This is a genomic window from Carboxylicivirga taeanensis (genome assembly GCF_051851475.1).
Lineage (GTDB): Bacteria > Bacteroidota > Bacteroidia > Bacteroidales > Marinilabiliaceae > Carboxylicivirga > Carboxylicivirga taeanensis.
The window spans coordinates 1-23,691 of the sequence record NZ_JBPUSJ010000014.1; the positions used below are offsets into that span (position 1 = coordinate 1).

Here is a 23,691-nt window from a genome sequence, read left to right on the forward strand (position 1 = left end):
CCGATGGTACTGCGTAGAAGTGGGAGAGTAGGTCGCCGCCTTTTTTTAGAGAAACCTCTTATTCAGAAATGAGTAAGAGGTTTTTTGCGTTTAAACAGATTATCTGCCATTTCTTATTTTTAATTATTCCAAATAAAAGATACTTTTGTAAGCAAATTGTTTCATTATGCATATAACAGGAGATATGAAAATGGTGGATGTTGTGCAACACGACATTCAATTATTAGCGGTAATTCAGCGTTTTGAAATCCCCCTTGGTTTCAGAGAAAAGACCGTTAAAGAAGTTTGCGTTTTGCACGAGGTAAATGTTGATTTTTTCCTACACATTGCCAACTCCTTCCACGATAAAGAATTTCTAGATTGGCAAAGGTTTAAGAGTTTTCCTATCGAGTGGATTATTCGCTACCTTAAAAATGCTCACCGCTGTTATATCGATTACCGAATTCCTGAAATTGAACGGCAGATTCAGAATTTTGAGAAGCAAGTTGATATCAATGAAAAGAATATTGATTTACTCTTGAATTTCTTTCGCAAGTACATACACGAGTTTAATCTCCACATTGAGCAGGAAGAAAAGAATGTATTTCCTTATATCTTGAAGTTAGATGAACTTTTACATTCAAAAGATAAGAAAGGGTTTGATAACACGGATGAAACATTTATTAGGCAGTATCAGGAGGAACATAATAATATTGAGGAGACACTGTTCGATCTCAAAAGTATTTTATTGAAGTACTTACCTCCGCCCGTCAATAATTGTCTTTATAATAACTTAATATACGATATTTTTAGATTGGAAAGAGATCTACTGGATCATGCAGAATTGGAAGAAAATGTTTTGTATCCTTTGGTGAGAGAAATGGAAGAATTATTAACGTCTAATCCAAATGGTATATAATGGCAAAGGTACTAATTGCTGAACAGTCGCACGTTATTGGATTAGGCCTCCATAGCCTTGTAAAGAACTTTCAAGAGGTTGAGAGTATTAAGATTGTAGCGCACGATAAAGAATGCTGCAGTGTACTTAAGCATTTCGAGCCTGATGTGTTGTTGGTCAACACTGCCTTTCTAGGTGTAGAAGCAATGCGCGAATTGATGGAGCTTAAAAAGCCTGAGTCGATCGTGATTCATGTATTCAATACGGCCTTGCCATATGATGCCCCGATGAACCAGATATCTATTTTGGACTCTAAGACATCTTTACATAGCAAAATAGAGGAAGCCTTATCGAAAGTGAGACTGGTGCAGGAGGATATGGATAACGAGGAACTGAGCCCCCGTGAGCGAGCTATTTTAAAAGAAGTCGCTTTGGGCTTGACCAATAAAGAAATTGCAGAAAAAACGTATATTAGCACGCATACAGTTATTTCTCACCGGAAGAACATTACCCGTAAGTTAGGGATTAAGACTGTTTCGGGCTTAACTGTGTATGCTATTTTGAATAATATCATTCAGATGGAAGATATCTCCTGAATATGACAGAAACACGCTTAAATAGGGCTCAGACCAGCTTGTTTACAGAACGGCTTTTAGCCGCTCTGGTTGATATATCAATATGTCTTGGCCTTTCGCTTTTCCCGCGGATAGGTTGGATATTTGGATTGATCTATTTTTTATTTAAAGACAGTTTACCCTTGTTAAATGGGCAAAGTTTCGGAAGGCGTTTATTCAAAATAAAAGTTATTTCCAAAGCGGATAACAAGAGTCTGTCAGGCGCGCCGGATAAGGCCCTTATCAGGCAAATTATATTTTTTGTGCCCTTGCTAAATTTGCTTGAGTTGTATTATTTTCTGAGAAAAGAAGAACGATTGGGTGATATTTGGACCGACACAAAGGTTGTAAGCTGCTAATTTTTGTCATAGGTCGGAAGTTCGATATAGAATGTTGTTCCTATATTTTCTGTTGTTTCAAACCAGATATTTCCGCCACTGTTTTTTACAATGTTTTTTACAATGGCCAGTCCAAGGCCCATACCGCTTGATTTGGTAGTAAAATTGGGCATAAAAATCTTACTCATCACTTCAGTTCCAATTCCTTTTCCATTATCCGAAACACTGATGATAATTTTTGATTCAGTGGTTTGTGTTGCTATTTTAATAAGCCCTTCCCGGGCAGTTGGGATGGCTTGAACGGCATTCTTAATTACATTATTAAACACACTCACCAGTTGATCGGGATCGGCAAAAACAAATCTTTGGGATTCATTGATGTCGAACTGAAAATGAATGGTTGGCTCTGAGCGCTCGAAAAGAGCGGCCGTATTGGTAAGTTTTTCTATAATGTCAACCTTCGTGCGTTTGGCCTGCGGCATCTTGGCAAAGTCAGAAAATTCATTGGCTATGGCGTGTAATTGGTCAATTTGTTCAATTAAAGTTTTCGATACTCGGGTGAGGTAGTTGTGAAAATCCTCTGGTTGATTTTCCCAGGCTTTTGTCAAATACTGAACGCTCAGTTTCATGGGTGTTAGTGGATTCTTTATTTCGTGAGCGATTTGCTTCGCCATCTCGCGCCAGGCGGTTTCCCGCTCTGATTTGGCTAGTTTTTCGGCACTTTCCGAAATCTCATCAACCATGCGGTTGTATTCTTTTACCAGTCTGCCAATCTCATCATTCCCTCTATAGCCAATTTTCTGATTTAACTTATCGATGCGAATTTGAGCCAGTCGATCTTGTATAAGCGATAGGGGGCGTGTAATTGGTCGAGAAATCAGTATGGCAACACCAATGGCAAAAAGTACAAATAATAAATAGGCATTTACCACGGCTACAATGAGCGAATATATTTCTGATTTAAGCTCGTTGTTACCCACAAAATATGGGAGGTTCAGGTAGGCCAGAACATCCCTCTTATAGTTGTAGATTGGAACATAAGCCGATGTAAAGTGTAAATTGCCGATGGATTCTTCATGGATATATTCTGCTTTTTGCAGGTTCACCAATTGGTAGTAGGCATTGGTATTCATCATTTGACCCGACAGGCCCATTTGATAAACTTCGGGACGGGAAGTAGCCAGTAGTTGACCTTCTGTGCTGTATAGGTTAATGTCAGAATAAAAAACATTGGAAAATTTCTGCAACAAATATTGGAGATAGTCGTGCATGCTCTCATCAAGCGCCGGCTCGTTAACTATTTTTTGTTCCATTTCCTGCAGCACCGATTTTATGCGCTGCGAAAGCATTTGGTTATTTTTCTGCTTAAACTGGTGAATAGAATAAAAGACTGAACTTACCCCTATTACCAATAAGATTATGACCATCAGGCTTACAAAAGCAATTTGTATTTTTTCCTGTATCGAAAAATTAACCGCTGCATTTTTATGGGTTCGTGTGATGAAGAAGATGAAGGCGGTTATGATAAAAAAGAGTAAAGCAAAGGTAGAGAAAGACATTAGCAGGTAGATCAAGCCGACAGTAGGGCGACTCAATATAAGCAGCGTATTTTCATTCACTTGATACATCAAATGAATCATCTCTTCATCTTTGAAGGTCGATTTATGGCCAGGTTCTGGAGCTGTGAGTGTATTGTTGATGGTGTAGCGATAGGGACCGAGTTGTTTTACCAGCTTACCGTGGATGTACTTGGCAAACGAATAGTTCTTGTAAATCGCATTGTTAACCTGTTCAGATTGGTTTTGCAAAAGCTCCGGATAGCCAAGCCCTGAAAAAATGGGCGAGTAATTGATTTCGCAAAATAAGGTTGTTTCTTTGTTCGGGTCGTCCTCCATAAAAGGAATCCTTCCAAAATAGCTTACTTGCCCATTGTCATTATTTAGGTAATAGAAATGATCGCACGATGGTAACTTGCGCCCCTGTGAAGTAATGAGGTCCTCAAAATAGTTGTAGCAATTGGTGGTAATGTTTTCAGATTCTAGATATAATGGAGCACTTTGCCAGCAAACTACCGACTCCACATTGTACCGTTTCCAATAGCCGTAGAAGTAATTTTTCTCCAGATAATCGTTGATGGTATTTTCATTGTTTTCATTCTGCAGTAATAAAGCAATCAGCTTGTCATCGCTGGCCAGTCGTTCTTCTATATCAGCCAGGTACATTTCCGCCACGGGATCAGACTCCCTTGTAAGCTGGAACGAATGATTTTCAATAAGCAGATTGCGTTCATCCTCCTCTTTAGCGAGGTTGTAGCGATACAGGAGGGCGACTAAGTAAAATGAAGTAATAAAAATCACCCATATAAATGAACTGTAAGTAATGCCGTTAGAACTGTTTCGCCTAGCTGATAATAGAATAAGGCCAATGCTTATTAATACTAGTGGATGAACTAGAATGAGCGAGCTTTTTAGCACTAATGCAGCGATTACGAAAAGAATAAAAATTGCTCCGCCTATTATCAAAAAGCCCTTTTTACTGATGTATGGCTTAATTGTAACAACGACTCGTTCAAACGTAATAATGATCGAAATGTACAGCAGGCAAATAATGAACAGCTTATACAGGGCAATAATATTTAAATCGGAAATAAAGAAATAGACCGATGCCTGTGAAGAGTTATTCACGATGATGTGAAGAAGGCTGTCCACTGCTACAAAAAATAAAACGATAAGCATTAATTGCACCACAATAAAGCTGTAGCGATTAACCTTGCCCACCTCATTGTTTTGAAGCAGAAGCGGTGTTTTGTAATACCGGTAAAAGCAGTAGGCAAAAACTAACAGGAATATCCCTAACAGCAGCAGACTGCCCAGCGATGGCAACCATTTTGAAAAGGCAAAAACAATAGGCGAAAAAAGCGGATGGTAATTGAAGTCCTTAGGAATGGCATAGGAAATAAAGAGAAGCCAAAGGATAAAATAATAGACACAAACCAGCAGTAAGATTTGATTACTCCACGTTTTATTTTTCAGTAAATCCAATACTTTTATCCCAATAAACAAGAGTATTGAAAAGCAGAGCAGATATAAGCCAAATGCAGCGACGCTTGTAGGTGAAACAATTTGGTGATGCGTGTAGTTGAGCGACAACAGGTAGTTGTTATTGATGTCATAGATGGCATCTGTACCTGTAGATTCCTCAACCGATATTGATGGGTTATGGCTAATTGTAAAGCCTTTTGCAAAGCGGTTGTTTAAAAATTTGTTTTGATATTCATACTGCTCCTTAATCAAACAGATAGCCAATATGCGGTATTTACCTGCTGTGATGCTATGCTGCAGGTACCAGCCATTCGCCAGCTGAATAATGGAGGGCTTTTGCGTAATGACTTTATTAATTGGCACAATGTGGGTTGACCAGGCAATTAAGCTGGTGTCCTCATACAGGTAAAAGTGCTTGTTTGGCTGCGCCAGCGAGTCCATTGTTGCCCATCGCGAATCGGCTTGCCAAAGGCTGGTGTCCTGCAGTTGTAATAGCGTATGGATTAGGTTACTTTGCTTGTCCTTAATGGTTTGTTGAATAGAATAGGTGTCCGCATCATGGGCATAATCATGATCGAATTGTATTTCAACAGTTTTCCCCAGTGCAAATAATGCTAAGGCAACAATGGCTGATGTGATGATTTTTTGCAGTTGGCGCGACATATATTTGGTTTACCCATTAAAGATATAAAAAAACAGTAACGCAGCTTACTCATGGTGGTAAGGCTCATTTTTTAAGATGGTCATGGCCCTGTAGATTTGTTCGGCAAATATGAGACGAACCATTTGGTGGGAGTAGGTCATCTTCGAGAGGCTTATTTTCCCATTAGCTTTGGCATACACTTCATCCGAAAAACCATAGGGGCCTCCAATCACGAATACCAGGCGTTTTAAACCGGCAATCATTTGTTTTTCCAACATTCCTGCAAAATCAACCGAGCCGTACTCTTTGCCTTTTTCATCAAGCAATAGAATGTGATCACCTGGTTTAAATGCCTGCAGCAGCAGCTGCCCTTCCATTTTTTTTTGCTGATTAGCCGACAGGTTTTTAGTCTTTTTCAGGTCTGGAATCACCTGCATTTCATAAGGTATATAATGTTTTAAACGTTTTTCAAACTTTTCAATGCCCGTAAGAAGATAGGGTTCGTCTGTCTTTCCGATCACAACTAAAACAATTTTCATGCGTATACTCCGGTTTTTAACAATATTAAATATAAAAGCAAAAAGTGTAGTAAAATTAAGCTAAACCTCTATTTTTGTTGTAAAAGTAATGAGTGATTGTTGAAATTAAGAGGAATAGTGAACGGAATAATGTGTTGAGCAGTTATTTATACTTCATTTTGATAAAATAGGCTTGATATTTGTTTATGATTAGGCTGACAAACGATAAGTAATGATTAATTTCAAATACATTTTTACCCTTTTGCTGGTTATGGTAATAACGTTGGCAACAAGTAAGGCCCAGCAAACAGCAGCTTTGCCTGATGGTGTTATTATGGCCGTTAAAAGGAGTGATGCGCAAAAGCTATCTGTGACTTTTAATGAGCAGATTGAAATTATTTTGCCACACAAAACAGCTGTTTACAGTCGTAAGCAAGCCGAAATGGTGCTGAAGGATTTTTTCGATCAAAATCAGGTTACTGAATTTAAACTGATTCATCAGGGTAAAAAAGACAAAGCATCTTATGCCATTGCTAACTACTATACCTCTAATGGGCAATTTCGTTTTACATTTCTGACCAAGCCCAAAAATGGAAAAATTTATATTCATCAGATAAGAATTGAAAGGCAATGATTAATGAGTTAATCGATCAGTTTATTGATCTTACAATACGCGAAGATATTGGAGATGGCGATCATTCTTCACAATCTTGTATTCCGGCCGTGGCGCAGGGTAAAATGTATTTGCTAGTGAAGGAAGATGGAGTTTTGGCAGGTGTTGATATCGCTCAAAAGATATTTGCCAAAATAGATTCAACCATCGAAACCGAAGTCTTAATCGAGGATGGGGCAGCCGTTAAAGTGGGGGATATCGTGATGTATGTAAGCGGTAAAGTCTGGTCCTTGTTGCAAGCAGAACGTTTGGTGTTGAACGTGATGCAGCGCATGAGCGGCATAGCGACGCGTACGGCCGAATATGTGGCTCGCCTTGACGGCACCAATACGCGCGTGCTTGATACTCGTAAAACCACTCCTGGAATGCGTTTGCTCGAGAAAGAAGCTGTTCGCTTGGGGGGCGGTGTGAACCACCGTATGGGTTTGTACGACATGGTGATGCTTAAAGATAATCACATCGACTTTGCCGGGGGAATAGAAAAAGCTGTTCAGCAAGTAAGAAGCTACCTGGATGATAAGGGGAAAGACCTGAAGATAGAAGTGGAAGTGCGCAATTGGAAGGAACTGGAAGAAGTAATGCGTGTGGGGGGGATTCACCGGATTATGCTGGATAATTTCTCGGTTGAAGAAACCAAAAAAGCGGTTGAGTTCATCGGTGGGAAGTTCGAAACAGAATCATCAGGCGGAATCACTATTGATACGTTGAGGGATTATGCCGAGTGTGGCGTCGATTACATTTCGGTGGGCGCACTCACACACCATATTAAAAGTCTTGATTTAAGCCTTAAGGCTATGGAGCAGTAACTGAAAATATAGTTAATAAAACAAAAGGCCCTTGTCAAACAGACAAGGGCCTTTTCATTGTGAAGTTATTTGAACTACTTGTAGTACAGTTTCAATGTTTGAGGTTCATTACCTACCTTAAGCTTCATTGATTTCAACTGACCAGCTTCGCCGATATAATTAAAGCTGTAAACCTTATTCTTTTCCAATACAAATTCCAGCACATCATTCATATCTTGAGTAGGGCCTGCAGTGCGGCCACCACCTACCTGATCGGCACCGCAAAATACATCCACATTAACAGCTACGCGGTCATCGCCCTGAAAAGTACACACATCGTCTTTAAACATCATTACTTCAACACTAACATGTGTTTCTGCAATTTTTTTAGCGGCTTCAGCAGCTTCATACAATTGAATGTAACGTTCTGAGACATTGACGGCCGGTACATATTTGATATCAAAATCCCATACAAGCGGGAAGTGTGTATCAGCAGGTTTCCACGAGCTGGCGTAAATAGCATGTTCCGGGTTATCGGGAATCGCTTTGCCGGCGTCGGCCAGGAACCAGCTTTTGTTTAAGCCACTTGGATAGTACTCCGTAAAATACCACTCGCCATCCATCCACACCTCGTTCCAGTTGTGGTTACCTCTTTTGTCGTGCCAGTTAGGCGTTCCGCCAATGCGCGAAGGGATTCCAACCGCCCTGAATGCATCGGTTAAAAGGATAGACAGGCCGCTGCACGACGCCATGTTTTGCTCCATGGATTCATAAGGGCTTTGGTCGGGCTTTTCGCGTTTGGTATTGTAGTCGACCATTACTTCATCTCTAATGTTTTTATTAATAGAGTCGATGGCCGAACGGATATCTTTACAATCCTTCACGTACTTTGAGAAGCGCTCATAAAAATCTTTGCGCCAATTGTCGCGTCGTTCGTTTAAGCTTGCATATGGCAACACATCGTTGAAGAACACAGAGTCGGGAATTGCCTGCGCCCATGGAAATTGCTCACGTGCCATAAATGCATAATCGGTATTTTCAAGGATGAAATCGGCAGTTAAAGATTTCAGGTCGCGCTCGGGCATGTAGGCGATCAAAAAGGCCACTGCTTCTTTTTGGTGGGCAGGTGCCGCATTCAGTGCTTTTTTTAGCTCCTCAGCGTTGGGCCCGGCAGTTGCCAGAGCGGTGTCGAGCAGCTGATGGTATTGTTTGGGAACATTAGAGTATTTTGTGCAGGCACCTAAACTCAACATTACCAGCAGCGCTATCATCGAATTTTTTAGCATGATAATTTCAATTTGTTTAAAGCAAAACTATAAAAAGATGTCCAGAAGCATGTCAAAGTATGTTCAGAATGGTGAAAATCCAGGCGATTCAACCTCTTGTCGAACCATAGAAGGGCTGTTCTAAACCGGCATATAGAAGTACAAAGCGAAATGATAGATTCGGGCGTTGTAGCTATTTCCGCGTCTGTTGCGTTGTCTTTCGCCTGCGGTCTTGCGTTTTTCGCACATTTGAGGATGCCTTTGCCGATGTGTACAGACTATTGGGCTATGGAACCATTGGCTACGCTGCTAACTGTTGTTATTTAGGAGTTGGGCAGATACTTTTCGTATATGACAGAGGTTCTTCACTGCTGTTTAAAAAACTTTCCCTGTATTTGGTTCTGATTGCAGCGCAATGTGGCTAAAAGTCGCGGTTGGTTGCTGAGAGGAAGTGATATGTTGGCAGTGCTAAGAGAAAGGGTACCGGGGGAATAAAACAACACTGACAGGTGCGGGGAAGGCAACCTGTCAGTGGGTTTTGTATTAAAACTTTATTAAGTCTTATATATTGACTTAATTCTTGCCTATTTTTTTAATCGGGCAATGCTTTCAGTTAATGTTTTAATTTTTGCTTCCGCATCGGCTTGCTTCTGGCGCTCTTTAGCAACAACAGTTTCGGGCGCGCTGCTTACAAAACGCTCGTTACTTAGCTTTTTCATCACACCTTTTAAGAAGCCTTCCTGGTGAGCCAAATCTTTTTCAAGTTTCTCCAATTCCGCTTCAACGTCAATGAGTCCATCCATTGGCACGAAATATTCACTGGTACGAACCATAAAAGAAACAGCTCCTTCTACTTTTTCATTCACCATGTTGAGTTCACTCAAGTTGGCTAGTTTAGTCAATACGGCGTTGAAATCAGCAGAGAAGCCATCGCCCGCTAAAATGCTCAATGAAAGAGCATCTTTCATAGGAATGTTCTTTTCTTTGCGAATGGTACGAACGCCACCAACACCCTCTTTCAGCATCTCGAACTTATCAATAACAGATAAATCCAAACCTTTTACAGTTGGCATATCCGATACCATAATACTTTCGCCTTCTGTGCGCTCTTCCAGTGCCTGCCACAATTCTTCAGACAGGAATGGCATAAATGGATGAAGCAGACGCAACAGCTTGTCGAAAAATTCGCTGGTAGCTTTGTAGGTTGCGGCATCCAAAGGTTTTTGATAAGCTGGCTTAACTGCTTCTAAATACCACGATGAGAACTCTTGCCAGAACACGGTATACACAGTCATCAAGGCATCAGAAATGCGATACTTGTCAAAGTGATCGTTCATAATGGCAATGGTCTGGTCCAATTTGGCATCAAACCATGCAATGGCTTGTTTAGCCGACTCAGGTTGTTCGATGGTCTCATCAATTTCCCAGCCCTTCACCAGGCGGAAAGCGTTCCATATTTTGTTGGCAAAGTTACGGCCTTGTTCCGGTAAGTTCTCGTCAAACAATAAGTCACCACCGGCCGGTGAGCATAATAGCATACCAACCCGCACACCATCAGCACCATACTTTGCAATTAAATCTAATGGGTCAGGTGAGTTACCTAACGATTTAGACATTTTGCGGCGCTGCTTGTCACGCACCATGCCAGTAAAGTACACATTCTTGAATGGGAAAGTGCCTTTGTATTCGTATCCGGCAATAATCATACGGGCTACCCAGAAGAAAATAATATCGTGACCAGTTACCAAGTCATTGGTAGGGTAGTAGTAATCAATTTCAGTGCTGTCCTCACCATAACCATCGAATACCGAGAGTGGCCATAACCATGACGAAGCCCAAGTGTCCAACACATCTTCATCCTGCTTGATGTCAGCCACTGTAAGTGCGTTGTTGCCTGTTTTTTCTTTGGCTAGTTCAAGGGCTTTTTCATCATTTTCAGCCACAACGTATGAACCATCATTCAGGTAGTAAACCGGGATGCGATGTCCCCACCACAGCTGACGTGAGATACACCAGTCCTTCACATTCTCCATCCAATGACGGTAAACATTCTTGAATTTCTTAGGGTGAAATTCTACTTCATCACTCATCACCGCTTCCAAAGCTGGTTTGGCCAGATCTTCCATTTTCAGGAACCACTGAGCCGATAGTTTGGGCTCTATCACCACATCGGTACGCTCCGAGTAGCCTACTTTATTGGTATAGTCTTCTATTTTTGCCAGGCTACCAGCTTCCTTCAAGGCGGGGATGATTTTGTCGCGTACTTCAAAGCGATCCTCGCCAATATATAATTCGGCTGCTTCACTTAATGTACCATTATCATTGAAAATGTTGATGCTTTCCAAATTATGGCGCATACCAATTTCATAGTCATTGATATCGTGAGCAGGGGTGATTTTCAAACAACCGGTACCAAACTCCATGTCCACATATTCATCTTCAATAATTGGAATAGAGCGGTTAATAAGTGGCACCAATACGCGTTTACCTTTCAGATGTGTAAATCGCTCATCATTCGGGTTGATACAAACAGCCGTATCACCTAGAATTGTTTCAGGACGAGTTGTTGCAATGGTCACAAACTCGTTTTCGCTACCTTCTATTTTATAGTTCAAGTAGTACAGCTTCGATTGTACCTCTTTATAAATAACTTCCTCATCGGAAACAGCCGTCAGCGCTTTACAATCCCAGTTCACCATGCGTACACCCCGGTAGATGTAGCCTTTATTAAACAGGTCTACAAATACCTTGATCACTGCTTCGCTTCGGATTTCATCCATGGTGAAGCTTTCGCGATCCCAGTCGCACGATGCACCTAATTTCTTTAGCTGCTGAAGAATAATGCCGCCATGCTCTTTCGTCCAGCTCCAGGCATGGTCTAAAAACTCATCACGAGTCAACTGCTTTTTATCAATTCCCTGATCTTTCAGTCTGTTTACCACTTTTGCTTCGGTGGCAATCGACGCATGGTCTGTACCAGGCACCCAACAAGCATTTTTGCCCATCATACGGGCACGACGAATTAATATATCCTGAATGGTATTGTTAAGCATGTGTCCCATGTGCAGGACGCCGGTGACGTTGGGTGGCGGAATGACGATAGTATATGGCTCACGTTCGTCAGGAACCGACTTGAAAAATTCATTATCCATCCAATACTTATACCACTTGTCCTCTGTAGCAGACGGGTTGTACTTGCTTGCAATTTCCATAATTGTAATTGTCTTTCTTCGTTTCTATTGTTGCCAATGGGCATAGCCATCGGGAAATTTAATAAGGTTGCAAAAATAAGAAAAAAAACAGTGTTAGGGTATTGTTTTAGCGATAAGTAAAGGCATGTTAGGGAGAAATAGAAGCCAATATTTTGATGAACCAACCTTGATTTATGCCCTGCTGTTTGTCAACGCTTCCTTTCCAAAAATATTTGAGGCCCTCCCAGATAGTTGGGAGCTGTTAAATTACACAGGCTTTATCCATGGTTATAATATATAGTAAGCACCTTTTTACGAAGGTGGATTATTTAATACGTGTAGTTGGACGCGACGGCATTAAGTAAAAACGGTTTATTACTGTTAGGAAGGTTGGAAGTCATGAAGCGGACTTCTTTGTTTCTTTTTTGATGGAGAGTTTGTTTTTGGCAGCGTATTAAAAACATTACTTTTGTAAACATGAAAACCGATGAGAGTATCAAAGATTATTTAAGGCAACGTTCGTTAAAGGCAACGCCTATAAGAGTTGAACTGTTAAGACTCTTATCGCAAAATGAAGCGGCCCTTCCATATTCCGGGATACAGAGTCATCTCAAAAAATTCGATCGGGTTACGCTGTATAGAACAATTAATGCCCTGATAGATAACGGCATTGTGCATAAGGCGTCAACATCGGGCGACGAAACTTATTATGCCTTGTGCAACCGGCAATGCTCCCGCCATTGTCACAACCATGAGCACATTCACTTTATTTGCACGCATTGTCAGGAAGTATCATGTATTCACATAGAGCAATCTATAAATATTTCTTTGCCCGAGTTTCAGATAGAAGAAGTGTCGGTGGAAGTTAGCGGCATTTGTAAAAAGTGTTTGCAGGGCGAATGATTTTTTTAGAAACTGCAATGTATTTATTCATTTGTATGAATAAGATTGCGACTAGTCATTTCGTCAGGCAATTAAAAAAGCGCAACCATTACTGATTGCGCTTATTCATTTCAACTATTTTTTATTACGACCTTGGGTGAAATTGAATAAGGGTATTTTTTAAATACTCCTTGTCAAGGTGCGTATAAATTTCTGTTGTAATAATCGACTCGTGGCCTAGCATTTCCTGCACAGCTCTTAAGTTAGCGCCCCCATCAATCAGGTGAGTGGCAAACGAGTGACGGAAGGTATGCGGGCTGATATTTTTCTCAAAACCAAGCTTCTTAGTCAGGTTCTTGATAATAGTAAATATCATTACACGCGACAGCTTACGCCCGCGTCGATTTAAGAATAGAATATCTTCGTCTTCCTTATGTATTTTAAGAGTACGACGATACTCACTCAGGTACAAGTTAATTTCCTTAATGGCTTTTGAGCTAATAGGCACTAAACGCTCTTTATTGCCCTTTCCTTCGATTTTAATAAAACCCGACTCGAAGAAGAGGTTCGAGATTTTTAGATCGATTAGCTCCGATACACGCAGACCACAGCTATACAATGTTTCCAAAATAGCTTTGTTGCGCTGTCCTTCAGACTTTTTAAGGTCCACTGAATTGATAATGGTATCAATTTCTTCGACCGATAAGATATCAGGAAGCTTACGTCCAATTTTTGGCGACTCTAGCAGTGCGGTCGGATCTTTCTCCACTTTTTCTTCAATAAGTAAAAACTTATAGAACGATTTAATACCACTGATCACACGTGCCTGAGTTCTTGGACTGATGCCTCTTTCCCCTATCCATTGCATCATTTCCTTTAAATCTGCCAGAATAACATCCTCAGGTCCCTTTTTTTTCCCTCTTTCGTCTAAGAATGTTACTAATTTTGTCAGATCGGTAATGTACGCATGGATTGAATTTTCAGATAACCCCTTTTCGATATTCAGGTAGTTTCTAAATTCTTTAATTTCTGATTCCCAATTCATAATTAAACATTTTATAGTATTTCCCGATTTATTATCAGTAAAAATAAGAATTGCACTGATAATGAGCAATAGATCAAGGCAAAAATTTAAAATAATTTTTATTTTTCCTACAAAATTTTATTAATATTCATGCTTTTTTATTCCAACAAACTATCGTAATTTTGCGGCTAGAAACTGAAGGACTACATGAACTTGTTAATTATTAATGGACCTAACTTAAACTTGTTAGGGAAACGAGAAACTTCCATTTATGGAACAGAAGCTTTTGAAGATTATCTTAACAAGCTCATTGCGAGGTATCCTACGGATAATATCACCTATTACCAGTCCAACAGTGAAGGAGAAATTATAGATAGGATACACGCTGATGGCTATACGGTGGATGGTATTATTATTAACGCAGGTGCTTATACCCACACATCATTAGCCATTGCCGATGCAGTTTCAGCCATCCAAAGCCCGGTTATCGAAGTTCATATTAGCAATGTGCACAAGCGCGAAGTTGTGCGTCACCGATCATTCCTGTCTCCTGTTTGTAAAGGAGTAATTGGCGGGTTTGGTTTAGACTCCTACCGTTTGGCCATCGAAGCACTTAAAGAATCAATGTAAAAGACATTAAAGATAGAAATTTAAAACGTTGAATAAGAGTTGGGGAAGGACTTTGATTCAGCATAATATTAATTGTTGCATACCATCAAGAAAAATTTAGTTATGAAGAAGTTTACCAAAATTGTTGCTACAATTTCGGATCGTGATTGTGAGGTTGATTTTCTTAAAAAGCTTTACAAGGCGGGAATGAATGTTGTCCGTCTGAACACAGCTCATCAGGATTTTGAAGGCGTATTAAAAGTAATTACCAACACGCGTGCCGTATCGGATAAGATTGCTATTTTGATCGATACTAAAGGCCCAGAAATCAGAACTACCAAGTGCGAAGGTACTCTGGAGATGACTACCGGCGATGTTGTGAAAGTAAAAGGAGATATCGATGGTATCTCAACTAAAGACTTCATCTGTGTGAGCTATGGCGAGTTTGTTAATGACGTACCTGTAGGTAGTCAGATCCTTATCGACGATGGTGAAGTAGCCATGGAGGTAATGTCAAAAGAAGATGATCACCTGGTTTGTAAAGTACAGAATGATGGTTCTGTGGGTAGCCGTAAGAGTGTGAACGTACCAGGTGTGCGTATCAACTTGCCATCGGTAACTGAAAAAGACCGTAACTTCATCAAATTCGCCGCTCAAAACAATATCGATTTTGTTGCTCACTCTTTTGTTCGTAACAAAGAGGACGTGATGGAAGTGCAGCAGATACTTGATGAAATGGAAAGCCCAATGAAAATTGTGGCCAAAATTGAGAATGCTGAAGGTGTAGAAAATCTGGATGAGATTTTGGAGCATGTTCACGGTATTATGGTAGCACGTGGCGACCTGGGTATTGAAGTACCACAAGAGAAGATCCCTGGTATTCAGCGTCAGATGATTCGCAAGTGTGTGGAAGCTAAGAAGCCTGTTATTGTGGCAACACAAATGCTTCACACCATGATTAAGAACCCACGCCCAACGCGTGCAGAGGTAACGGATGTGGCAAATGCTATTTATTATCGTACTGATGCCATCATGTTAAGTGGTGAAACAGCCTACGGTAACTACCCTGTTGAAGCAGTGAAGACCATGTCTAAGATTGCCAAAGAGGTAGAAGCAGCTAAGGATAGCCGTAATGATATTCCTGTAGTGCCAGAATCAGCTGACATTACTGCTTATTTGGCCGATACAGCTGTTAAAGCGAGTCGTTCATTGGAGGTTAAAGCGGTATTGACAGATAGTTTGACTGGTAAAACAGCTCGTTACCTGGCGGCTTTCCGCGGAACATGTCCTGTGTATGCCCTATGTTATAATGCCAATGTAGGACGTCAATTGGCGCTTTCTTATGGTGTATTCCCTCGTTTGATGGAAGATGGTAGCTCGAAGAAGGAGATTCTTAAGAAGACCCTTAAAAAGCTACTGAAGAAAGATCGTCTTGCTGAGGATGATTTGGTGGCCTACCTTGGCGGAAGCTTTGGTATTGGTGGCGGTACTTCTTACCTGGAGATAATTACCGTGAAAGCGTTATTGGAAAAAGTTGAGAAAGGTCAATAGTTGACTTTTTAAAGATATAGAGAAGGTGCTATCCTATGGGTGGCACCTTTTTTGTTTTTAGGCTGGGCTTGGATGCAAACATTGTCTGTAAATGGTCTCACCAAGAAATGTAGGTCAGCATTTGTCACTAGTAATGTCAGGTGATGGCTTGTCAGCCTTAGGGATTAAAAAAAAAATCATCTTTTTTTAGGAGCTTAAATGATTGATTGCAAATGATGAAGCAAAAGGGGATGAATAAAAGTTTTGTTTCAAGGGGAAAAAAGTATTGCATAATAGAAAAGAGTGCTTATCTTTGCATCGCTTTCAGAAACAGGGATACCACTTAAGACGGTATAAACAAAGGAAAGCAGGCGGTTTTAAAAGTAAAATTGCTTAATCAAAAAGACTGAAAAGAATCTAAACTGGTCTGGTAGTTCAGCTGGTTAGAATGCCGGCCTGTCACGCCGGAGGTCGCGGGTTCGAGTCCCGTCCAGACCGCTTGTTTAGTTTTCTTAAAGATATTGAAGTGTAAAACTGGTCTGGTAGTTCAGCTGGTTAGAATGCCGGCCTGTCACGCCGGAGGTCGCGGGTTCGAGTCCCGTCCAGACCGCTTGTTTTAAACTTCATCGTATTGGTCTGGTAGTTCAGCTGGTTAGAATGCCGGCCTGTCACGCCGGAGGTCGCGGGTTCGAGTCCCGTCCAGACCGCACAAAAGCTCATCATTTGATGGGCTTTTGTTGTTTATAGGCGTGTGTGATTCTTAATCCCGAATTTGTCAGCCCACCGGCGTCAATTCAATTTGTCCACAAATTAACGCCATTCTCAGGACTTCTTTAGCGCGTTTATAGAGTTGAAAGAATGGTGTTAAATGCCTGCCAAAATCGTGTGTGAAAAAGCCTGCTTTCTTCATCTAAATGCTCCCAAAGATATTTTGCTGTTGAATGCGGCTGAAATTTATAGGTAAGGGTGTTGAGAAAAAATTGAGAACGTTCGGGGTGGAACTGTACGCCAAATACATTTGGGTAGTGGGCATGGAAGATGGCTTCAGGGATTTTACCGTCCATCGAAGAGGCGCCAATGATAAAGCCTTTCCCGAGCTTTTTAATGGCTTGATGGTGGTAGCTGTTAACCCACGGGCTTATCTCACCATCTAAATTAACCAGGTTAGGGAAAAAGTAATCTTTAAAAGCGATTTGGTGAAAATGTGAGCCAGCCAATTGTTCTTTTGTATGCGCGGGCATATGCACAAAGAAATTACGATGAATGGCATTTGTTTGCAAGTGTGCTAAGCCCTTGCATTCGTCGCTGTTGTATACTTCTGATGGGATATCCTGTATAAGGGTGCCGCCGGTGGCTACATTCATCGATTGCATGCCCAGGCAGATGCCAAAAATGAGGTAGTTGGGGTTATGTTCCAGCAACGGAAGGTAATCGTTATTCTGATAGCCGCCCAAAAGGTGGTAAATGAATGACGTTTCAAAATAGTGCCGGTAAGGATCTGTTATTACTGTTCGGGGATGTATTTCCTCCTGGTAAATGGCGGGTGGAATATCAGGGCCACCAAAGAATATGATGCCGTCACTATCTTCAAAAAGCTGTTTAAAGGTTTGGGAGCAGGCATTCTTACAAAATAGGCTATCAACTAAAAGTGTATCGGTAAGCTCATATAGTTGAATCGGTAATTGAGACAAAGTGTCGAGCATTTGTTGCGTTTGTGAGTAATCATAGGCTTCATCCTTGTGATAGATGCCCAATAGCTCGACCGATGCAAGATTCAGTAACCCTTTTTGCGATAAAGTGGCGATCACCTCAATAGTACTGGTGGTGGGGTGTGCTAAAAGCAGGCGTTTTTCTTGTTGATGGTTTATGGGTGGCGGTAATTGAGCGCTTGAGCTAATTGCAGCCAATAGGAGGATGAATGTTAGGCTTTTCATACTTATACATTTGGTGTACTCAAATGTATAAAAAAAGCGACTGCTTTTCGTTATGAATAACAGTCGCCTAAAAGGATGTTTTTATGTGTAGGAAAAGAAATTATCAAATGGACTCATACTCGTCATTAAGCGATTTGTGGTCATCGATACTAATTTCAATGCCTTTTGTCTGTTTAGGCTGAATGTTTTCGATGGGATGAGAATAGCTTACTGCCTTGCTCTCTGTTTTAGTCGCCTTGCTGTTTTTTATCTTGAAGAAGGAAATTGTTTCTTTCATTTGTGCAGCCTGTGAGGAGAGTTCTTCGGCCGTAGAAGCCAGTTCTTCCGACGAGGCGGCATTTTCCTGTGTTACTTTGGCCAATTCCTGCACGCCGGTATTAATTTGTGTTACTCCGGTACTTTGCTCCTTGCTCGATATGTTGATTTCTTCAACCAGGTTGGCTGTCTTTTGTATCTCAGGAACCAAGGTTTCCAGCATGTTGCCAGATTTTTCGGCGATATTGACACTTTTTGCAGCTAGTTCTGTTATCTCCTGAGCCGCCCGTTGCGTTTGTTCAGCCAGTTTTCTTACTTCGGCAGCCACCACAGCAAAACCCTTACCATTTTCGCCTGCGCGGGCAGCCTCTACAGCTGCATTGATGGCCAGTAAGTCCGTTTTGTGAGAAATGTCGTTGATGATAAATATTTTTTCCGCTATTTGTTTGATGGAGTTATTCGATTCCTCAACCGCTAATTTGCCAGCCTGCATTTCATGAGCGGTTTTATTGGCAATTTGTTCGGTGCGGCGCGCATTATCTGCATTTTGTGCAATGCTGCTGGTCATTTCTTCTATGGAAGAAGATATTTCCTCGCTTGAGGCAGCTTGTTCGGTTGAACCGGCTGATAGCTGCTCGGAAGAGATACTCAGCTGGTTACTCACCGTTGCAAAATTCTCTGAAGCCATGGTGATTTCCTCAATAATCACTTTAATGCGCTTGACCATTTCGGTTAAAGCCTCATCCAGCTCCCCTTCGAAATCCTCTTCTTTCATGGAGTCGAGTACCAAAAGATTACCTTGTGATACTTCTTTAGCCACATTCACGCTCTTGCGCAGCTTGATAATCATCAGTTGAACATCCTTGAGGAGTTGTCCAAGCTCATCGTTGGAGTGGATTTCAATAGTTTGAGAGAAGTCGCCATGAGCTACGGCATTAACAGCCTCCTTAGCCGAAAATAAGCCCTTTTGGATGGTTGAAAGAATAAACAGAAGTAAGGCGATGGTAATCACGATAAAAGCAGCAATAACGATGATAATGCTGCTTATAGTAGCATTGATTGATTCTTCGCTTACTTTTTTGATAGTAGAAACGATGACATTAATTTCGGGCTCTGTTTTGTGTATGGTTGAGCGTAGTTTGCCTTTTATACCATCACTCTCTGTTAACCCAATGCGCTCATCCATGTTAACGATGTCGTTGAAGGCTTGCTGGTAATCCTTGAGGCGCATTGTTAAAATGTCTTTTTTGCTGGTTGAAAGCTGATGACTTTTTTTGATTTGCTGGATAAAGTTCTCAGTTGTTTCATTCAACAAGTTTTGGTATTTAACATCTCTCCTCAGCAGATAATCTTTTTCGTGCTTTCGCAGTAGTAATTGTTGTTCGGCAATAAAAGGGGCATCATTGTAATTTTCTTCCAGAGACTTAACTGCTGAACGCATATCACCAATAAGGCCATGATCCCTAAAGCCTCTCTGGGTTAAAAGTCGTACTAAATTGTCAAAGTGTTTGTCGTACTCATCAAAATCGGTGTTAAGTACGTGCATGTTTTCAATAAGACCATACTCTTTGATGTAACTGCTGTTTGTTAACTCTTCAATAATTTTTTGATTGTAACTTTTTACCTCATGGTAGGCATCAAGGTACTTGCTTTGTTCAGTTTCAAAATAATCATCGCTGGTTAGCTCTCTCAGCAGAAAGTCTTTCTCAGCTTTTCTCAGGCTGAGCATGTTTTCTTCTACCTGCTTTCCTTTTTCATATAATTCATGCAGGGTCTCTATCTTATTAAAAGACAAATACGTCATTGTGCCAATGATTAATAGCACCAAAGTAATCGCAGCAATAAGCCCTATAAGCTTTTGCCTGATAGTTATGTTCTTCATTTTCCAAGTTGTTTACAGGCGGGGAGCCTGATTGTTTTCCCAATGTATCTTTCACCTTTAGACGTATTAATCAATTTGTGGGTTTCATCAATTTTGCATTTGTTAAACATCTATTTATTTACATTTGTGTAGATGAATGATTAATCAATTGATAATAAGTAGTTCGTATTGTTTATTTTGGGATGGTGATTTTTATGTGACGAACAAAATAAAAACTAAGTAGTGTTGATCAATATGATTATCTGGTATAACGCGTACGTAATAATGCAACGAATTTTTTTTGTTGGTGCTTATCTGATTAAAAATCTGGGCAATTGAAAACAAATGGTCGAGCAATCGGTTATTTACAATAAGTTTTAAAAACTCTTAATGCATGTGCTAATTAAAATCTGTATACCCTATGAGCGTATTAGTTAATAAAAATTCAAAAGTTATAGTTCAAGGATTCACCGGCAGTGAGGGAACCTTTCATGCCACACAAATGATAGATTATGGAACGAATGTGGTTGGTGGTGTAACCCCCGGAAAAGGAGGAACTAAACACCTTGATCGGCCTGTTTTTAATACCGTTGCAGATGCTGTTGCTATTGCCAAGGCAGATGTATCGGTCATTTTTGTTCCACCAGCCTTTGCTGCCGATGCCATTATGGAGGCGGCCGATGCAGGCATTAAAGTGGTGATTACCATTACTGAAGGTATTCCAACCAATGATATGGTGAGGGCAAAGGACTATTTGAAGGATAAGCCAACTATTTTGGTTGGCCCTAATTGTCCGGGTGTTATCACAGCAGAGGAGTGTAAGGTAGGGATCATGCCAGGGTTTATCTTCAAGAAGGGCCGAATTGGCGTGGTGTCAAAGTCAGGTACGCTCACTTATGAGGCCGCCGATCAGATTGTCAAAGCCGGTTTGGGCATTTCAACCGCCATTGGCATTGGCGGCGACCCGGTAATTGGCACGACGACCAAAGAGGCTGTTGAATTGTTTATGAATGACCCGGAAACAGATGCTATTATTATGATTGGTGAAATTGGAGGTACAATGGAAGCCGATGCAGCCCGCTGGATAAAAAAGTATGGCACAAAGCCGGTAGTTGGTTTTATTGCCGGGCAAACTGCACCTAAAGGACGACGAATGGGACATGCAGGGGCAATTATTGGAGGTAAAGATGACACCGCTGCTGCGAAGATGGCCATTATGCGCGAGTGTGGTTTGCACGTAGTGGAATCGCCTGCCGACCTGGGAGCCTCGGTACTTGAGGCATTGCAACTGGTTAAATCAATATAGTGAGTGCGGGCCCTGACAAAAAATATCTGTCAGGGCCTTTTTTTAATTATCTGCTACTTTAAAATAAGCTACTTGGCGCTCCAGCTCGTTGGCAAATGCATTTAGCGCATCTGCGTTATGTGTTAATGCGTCCGCCAGACTTGCGTTTTGTTGTGTGTCGGTATTTAACTGCTGTAAGGCGCCAGCGATTTGTTGGATGCCCATGTTTTGCTCCAGGTTAGCTGCAGCTATTTCATCCACCAAAGTGGAGGTTTTTTCAATTTCGGGAACCAACTCTTCCATTTCATTGCCCGCTTTTTCTGAGATCATTAAGGCCCGACGCGATAATTTCTCAATTTCTTTGGCCGCTTGCTGACTGCGCTCTGCCAACTTCTTCACCTCAGAGGCAACGACGGAGAAACCGCGGCCGGCTTCACCAGCTCGGGCAGCTTCAACGGCTGCATTGAGCGATAAAATATTTGTTTGTGCCGCAATGTCCTGAATGACGGAAATCCGCTCGGCCACCGATCCCATTGCTTGTCGCATTTGCTGTGTTGATGCGTTACTGTTTTTCACACTTTTTAATGCGGTATGAGAAAGTGCAGCTGTTTGCTGCGCATTCTTTGTGTTTTGCTCAATATTGGCAGTCATTTCTTCAATGGCTGACGACACTTCTTCGGATGAGGTCGCCATGGAAGCTGTGGCATTTGATAAAGAGTCAGAATCGGTTTCCAGTCTGTTCGACGTATTTTGAATCTGTTGTGAATTCTGGCGTATCATTTTAATCACTACCGATAATTTTTCCTGCATATCGAGCAATGAGTTATTAAGAATATCCAGCTCGTCGTTCTCTTTCTTGTAGGTGAAGTTACTGGTTAAGTCGCCCGAAGATATGGAGGAAGTGATGTGGCTGGATCGGACGATAGGGGCTGTGATTTTTTTTGCTACCAGATACACTGAAAGTGCAATGAGGAGAATGGCCAGGATGCCGATTACTAACAGAATGATTACAATGCGATTGGCCTCAGCTACAAGTTCTTTTTTAGGCGTTTTTATCAAAACAAACCAGGGAGTTTGGCTTTTCCCAGGGTAGATGGCTGCCAGCGTTATGATGTACTGCTCACCATTGGCCGACCACGCCATGGTTTTACCTGCCTCATCGCTTATATGCTTCAATTGACCCGTATCCAGCCCTTCGAAGTAATGGGTTAATGGCTGCCCTAACTTGCTGTTATCCATGCTGGCGATAATGGTGCCCAATCCCGATAGCAGATAGGTCTCTGAGGTTTCAAACGGTTTTATATTGGCGATGTAGGCCGGAAACGCATCCAGGGCCAAATCAATGCCAATAACGCCAATGCCTTTTCCTTGCGCCTGCATGGGAATCACAATGGATGTTTCCAGTATTTTTTGCTCTTGGTCCTCGCCAAAGTAGTACCAGTAAGGTTCAACAATTGTTTCGGTCAGCGTGCCAATTACTTCGTAGTAGGGCGAGGGTTTGATACCATCAACATCGCGCTCTATCTCTTTAAGTTTTAAGGCCCCTTGCTCTCTCGACCAACTGGCGGTGAGGCGTCCTGGTTGATCACCCCAATCCGGGCGGATGGCAGAATACTGAAAGCAATTCCATACAGCCAGATAATCAGGCTCACTCTCGGCAACCCGCTTTAGTGAGGTCTTAAAGTAGGGATCCATTTGTTCCCAGCCAGCCAGATAGCTCACCTCGAAAGCGTGAGCCAGCCCGCGGGCAATACCCATGTGCGATGAGAGCTGTTTGTTAATTGTTTGCGCCGCTTTTTGTGTTTCCTCGTTGAGCAATCGCTGATGGGACTCTAAAAGGGAGCGCTTAATGAAAACCAGACTAACAATTAGAAAGATGCAAAATACACTCCCTACGGTAAGTATTGTAAAGCCCGAAAGCTTCGTTTTAAGGGTAAACTTCATCGGTTAGCAGTAATTTTTTTTATAGATACAGATTCCGCTACAAAAATAGAATTTAACACCATTTATCATTGTCCAATTCTCCATTTATTGATGGGAGGGTGTTTTTTGTTGATGATTAATTTATCAGGAACTTCAAAGGAGTTATCTGTTTAGTGTTAATGATGTTAGAATGATTCTGAATAGGAGTGAATACTTGCCGGTTAAATAATCATAATTATTTTTGTAAACACTACTATCGGGATTAAGTGATAATATAATGTGAGCAGCCACTCTGTGTGCTTAGTAGTATTGTATTAAAAAAGACAAACGAAGTAAAGGTGAGGCTCTCAGCAATCGTGCGATGGCTTTTTAAGAGCGCAGCAATGAACTATCCGTTGCAGCAGCCTTATCACCTCTGCTAGTATAGCGGTCTTTTTTTTAAA

General features: G+C 41.3%; 17 protein-coding genes and 3 tRNA genes. 12 read left to right on the forward strand and 8 right to left on the reverse strand.

Translation table 11 applies throughout. The features are described from left to right. The first annotated feature begins 166 nt into the window (after positions 1-166). The 3 genes from ACSX1H_RS16275 to ACSX1H_RS16285 are packed head-to-tail and all read left to right on the forward strand — an operon-like array spanning position 167 to position 1,850. Entirely contained in the window at positions 167-898 is a 732-nt protein-coding gene (locus ACSX1H_RS16275) for a hemerythrin domain-containing protein (RefSeq protein ID WP_439185294.1), read from the forward strand. After that, complete coding sequence (locus tag ACSX1H_RS16280; RefSeq protein ID WP_439185295.1) at positions 898-1,473, forward strand: response regulator transcription factor; 576 nt, start codon at positions 898-900, stop codon at positions 1,471-1,473. Before ACSX1H_RS16275 ends, ACSX1H_RS16280 begins: the two co-directional genes overlap by 1 nt. Before the next feature lie 2 nt (positions 1,474-1,475). Next, complete coding sequence (locus ACSX1H_RS16285) at positions 1,476-1,850, forward strand: RDD family protein (protein WP_439185296.1); 375 nt, start codon at positions 1,476-1,478, stop codon at positions 1,848-1,850. On the opposite strand, the gene ACSX1H_RS16290 is transcribed toward ACSX1H_RS16285, so the two are convergent. Both ACSX1H_RS16290 and rlmH read right to left on the reverse strand, forming a co-directional pair. Next, positions 1,847-5,533, reverse strand: coding sequence for a sensor histidine kinase (locus ACSX1H_RS16290; protein WP_439185297.1), 3,687 nt, complete (start codon positions 5,531-5,533; stop codon positions 1,847-1,849). The genes ACSX1H_RS16285 and ACSX1H_RS16290 overlap by 4 nt on opposite strands. Positions 5,534-5,578: 45 nt before the next feature. Next, a complete protein-coding gene (rlmH, locus tag ACSX1H_RS16295) occupies positions 5,579-6,052 on the reverse strand; it encodes a 23S rRNA (pseudouridine(1915)-N(3))-methyltransferase RlmH (RefSeq protein WP_439185298.1) in 474 nt (157 codons plus the stop codon). A gap of 211 nt (positions 6,053-6,263) precedes the next feature. Here rlmH and ACSX1H_RS16300 point away from each other — a divergent pair, with 211 nt between their 5' ends. Beyond that, complete coding sequence (locus tag ACSX1H_RS16300; protein ID WP_439185299.1) at positions 6,264-6,665, forward strand: DUF4783 domain-containing protein; 402 nt, start codon at positions 6,264-6,266, stop codon at positions 6,663-6,665. Further along, the gene (gene nadC, locus ACSX1H_RS16305) at positions 6,662-7,510 is read left to right on the forward strand and encodes a carboxylating nicotinate-nucleotide diphosphorylase (protein ID WP_439185300.1); all 849 of its coding nucleotides are present in this window, start codon (positions 6,662-6,664) and stop codon (positions 7,508-7,510) included. Before ACSX1H_RS16300 ends, nadC begins: the two co-directional genes overlap by 4 nt. Positions 7,511-7,584: 74 nt before the next feature. Here nadC and ACSX1H_RS16310 read toward each other — a convergent pair whose 3' ends face one another. Together ACSX1H_RS16310 and ACSX1H_RS16315 are read right to left on the reverse strand one after the other, a co-directional pair. Further along, positions 7,585-8,775 carry a transglutaminase-like domain-containing protein gene (locus tag ACSX1H_RS16310; protein WP_439185301.1) on the reverse strand — a complete coding sequence of 397 codons (1,191 nt, stop codon included), beginning with the start codon at positions 8,773-8,775 and terminating at the stop codon, positions 7,585-7,587. 563 nt (positions 8,776-9,338) lie between these two features. After that, positions 9,339-11,966 carry a valine--tRNA ligase gene (locus ACSX1H_RS16315; protein WP_439185302.1) on the reverse strand — a complete coding sequence of 876 codons (2,628 nt, stop codon included), beginning with the start codon at positions 11,964-11,966 and terminating at the stop codon, positions 9,339-9,341. Positions 11,967-12,422: 456 nt separating this feature from the next. On the opposite strand from ACSX1H_RS16315, the gene ACSX1H_RS16320 reads away from it, so the two are divergent. After that, entirely contained in the window at positions 12,423-12,848 is a 426-nt protein-coding gene (locus ACSX1H_RS16320) for a Fur family transcriptional regulator (protein ID WP_439185303.1), read from the forward strand. Between the two features lie 124 nt (positions 12,849-12,972). On the opposite strand, the gene xerD is transcribed toward ACSX1H_RS16320, so the two are convergent. Then, on the reverse strand, positions 12,973-13,872 hold the full coding sequence (gene xerD / locus ACSX1H_RS16325) for a site-specific tyrosine recombinase XerD (RefSeq protein WP_439185304.1): 900 nt from the start codon (positions 13,870-13,872) through the stop codon (positions 12,973-12,975). A gap of 186 nt (positions 13,873-14,058) precedes the next feature. On the opposite strand from xerD, the gene aroQ reads away from it, so the two are divergent. From aroQ to ACSX1H_RS16350, 5 genes are all read left to right on the forward strand, one after another. Then, on the forward strand, positions 14,059-14,481 hold the full coding sequence (gene aroQ, locus ACSX1H_RS16330; protein WP_439185305.1) for a type II 3-dehydroquinate dehydratase: 423 nt from the start codon (positions 14,059-14,061) through the stop codon (positions 14,479-14,481). 102 nt (positions 14,482-14,583) lie between these two features. Then, entirely contained in the window at positions 14,584-16,011 is a 1,428-nt protein-coding gene (gene pyk, locus ACSX1H_RS16335) for a pyruvate kinase (protein ID WP_439185306.1), read from the forward strand. A 403-nt stretch (positions 16,012-16,414) separates the two neighbouring features. Then, positions 16,415-16,488 (forward strand) — tRNA-Asp (locus ACSX1H_RS16340). 38 nt (positions 16,489-16,526) lie between these two features. Then, positions 16,527-16,600: transfer RNA gene (locus ACSX1H_RS16345), tRNA-Asp, on the forward strand. Positions 16,601-16,623: 23 nt separating this feature from the next. Continuing rightward, positions 16,624-16,697: transfer RNA gene (locus tag ACSX1H_RS16350), tRNA-Asp, on the forward strand. Between the two features lie 135 nt (positions 16,698-16,832). Here the strand turns inward: ACSX1H_RS16350 and ACSX1H_RS16355 are convergent. Both ACSX1H_RS16355 and ACSX1H_RS16360 read right to left on the reverse strand, forming a co-directional pair. Further along, positions 16,833-17,924 (reverse strand): gamma-glutamyl-gamma-aminobutyrate hydrolase family protein, encoded by a 1,092-nt coding sequence (locus tag ACSX1H_RS16355; RefSeq protein WP_439185307.1) that lies wholly within the window; start codon positions 17,922-17,924, stop codon positions 16,833-16,835. Between the two features lie 103 nt (positions 17,925-18,027). After that, entirely contained in the window at positions 18,028-20,061 is a 2,034-nt protein-coding gene (locus ACSX1H_RS16360; protein WP_439185308.1) for a methyl-accepting chemotaxis protein, read from the reverse strand. A gap of 400 nt (positions 20,062-20,461) precedes the next feature. On the opposite strand from ACSX1H_RS16360, the gene sucD reads away from it, so the two are divergent. Then, entirely contained in the window at positions 20,462-21,346 is an 885-nt protein-coding gene (sucD, locus tag ACSX1H_RS16365; protein ID WP_439185309.1) for a succinate--CoA ligase subunit alpha, read from the forward strand. A gap of 42 nt (positions 21,347-21,388) precedes the next feature. Here the strand turns inward: sucD and ACSX1H_RS16370 are convergent, their stop codons facing one another. Beyond that, positions 21,389-23,269, reverse strand: coding sequence for a methyl-accepting chemotaxis protein (locus tag ACSX1H_RS16370; RefSeq protein ID WP_439185310.1), 1,881 nt, complete (start codon positions 23,267-23,269; stop codon positions 21,389-21,391). Positions 23,270-23,691: the final 422 nt, after the last annotated feature.